The sequence below is a fragment of the Dietzia maris genome (assembly GCF_014144855.1).
In the GTDB taxonomy this organism is placed as follows: Bacteria; Actinomycetota; Actinomycetes; order Mycobacteriales; family Mycobacteriaceae; genus Dietzia; species Dietzia kunjamensis.
Genome location: NZ_JAALDN010000391.1, coordinates 1 through 1,393 on the forward strand (window position 1 = coordinate 1; position 1,393 = coordinate 1,393).

At 72.7% G+C, this 1,393-nt stretch carries 3 protein-coding genes; all 3 read right to left on the reverse strand.

The genetic code is table 11. The features are described from left to right. Window positions 1–538: dihydropteroate synthase (gene folP / locus G6024_RS12790; RefSeq protein ID WP_338122145.1), on the reverse strand; the 538-nt coding region annotated here is incomplete at its 3' end. After that, the gene (gene folE / locus G6024_RS12795) at window positions 535–1,158 is read right to left on the reverse strand and encodes a GTP cyclohydrolase I FolE (RefSeq protein WP_069389722.1); all 624 of its coding nucleotides are present in this window, start codon (window positions 1,156–1,158) and stop codon (window positions 535–537) included. The genes folE and folP, both read right to left, overlap by 4 nt. Window positions 1,159–1,192: 34 nt before the next feature. Continuing rightward, window positions 1,193–1,393 (reverse strand): hypothetical protein (locus tag G6024_RS12800; protein ID WP_200841569.1); only part of this gene is annotated, 201 nt, incomplete at its 5' end.

Genomic DNA, 1,393 nt, shown 5'->3' on the forward strand with positions numbered 1-1,393 from the left:
CGTCGACCCCCGCGGCGATCGCGGCGTCGGCGCGGCGGGCCAGGTGGTCGCGCACCGCACCCACGACGTCCCCGCCGTAGTCGGATCGGCCTCCCGCGCCGGCGCGGTACTCGTCCGGAGACACCCAGTGCATGAGGATGACGGACGCTCGGTGCTCGGCCACGACCCTCAACATGTCGGGGTCGGCGAGCCCGCCCGAGACGTCGTTGACGATCGCGGCGCCCTCGTCGAGGGCACGCGACGCCACCCCGGCGCGCATCGTGTCAACCGAGACCGGCGCGAGGCCGGACACCGCACGAACCAGCGGGACGACCCGCTGCTCCTCGTCCGACTCCTCGACGCGGAGGGCGCCGGGCCGGGTGGACTCCCCACCGATGTCGATGAGGTCGGCGCCGTCGGAGACCATGCGTCGGGCGTGCGCGACGGCATCGTGATGCGCGAGGTGGCGCCCACCGTCGGAGAAGGAGTCGGCCGTGACGTTGAGGACGCCCATCACCGCGCACCGGTCCGGGCGGGGCAGCAGACCGGGCGCGCTCACGTCCCGCGCAGGAGGCCGAGCGCCTCCGCCCTGGTGGAAGCGTTGGTCCGCATGTTGCCGCGGACGGCCGAGGTGGTGGTGACCGCCCCCGCCTTCCGGATCCCCCGCATCGACATGCACAGGTGCTCGCACTCGATCACCACGAGCACGCCCGAGGGCGCGAGCCTGTCGACCAGCGCGTCGGCGACCTGACTGGTGAGCCGTTCCTGGACCTGGGGCCGCTTGGCGTAGAGATCCACCAGTCTGGCGAGCTTGCTCAGACCGGTGACCGCCCCGGACTGTCCCGGGATGTAGCCGATGTGGGCGACGCCGTGGAAGGGCACCAGGTGGTGTTCGCAGGTCGAGTAGATGGGGATGTCCCGCACCAACACGAGCTCGCGGTGGTCCTCGTCGAAGGTCCTGGACAGCACCTCCGACGGGTCTGTGTACAGCCCGGAGAAGACCTCGCGGTAGGCCCTGGCCACCCGCGCGGGTGTGTCCTGCAGCCCCTCGCGCTCCGGGTCCTCGCCCACGGCGATCAACAGCTCGCGGACCGCGGCCTCGGCGCGCTCGGCATCGAAGACCCGCCCCGTGGGGAGCGACCGGGCATCGGCGGCGGGTATGTGGTCAGGCGTCGTCATTCATTCCTCTTCTCGCACGGAGTCGACCGTGCGGTCAGTCCTCACGTTCCCACGGCGCACGCCAGTCGGCGTCCTTGTCCTCACGGCGGTGCGAACCGCGGTCCACGACGCCCGGGATCGACCCGCCGGACGCGTCGCCGTCACCGCCGTCGCCCACCGCCGACCACGCCCGGGTCGGGGCCTCGGACGGCCCCTCGCTCCGACCGGCCCGTTCCGGACCGTCAGCGCTCCCGGA

Excerpts from the sequence above, each read along its gene's own strand:
- folE (WP_069389722.1), bottom strand. The coding sequence starts at position 1,158 with ATGACGACGCCTGACCACATACCCGCCGCCGATGCCCGGTCGCTCCCC.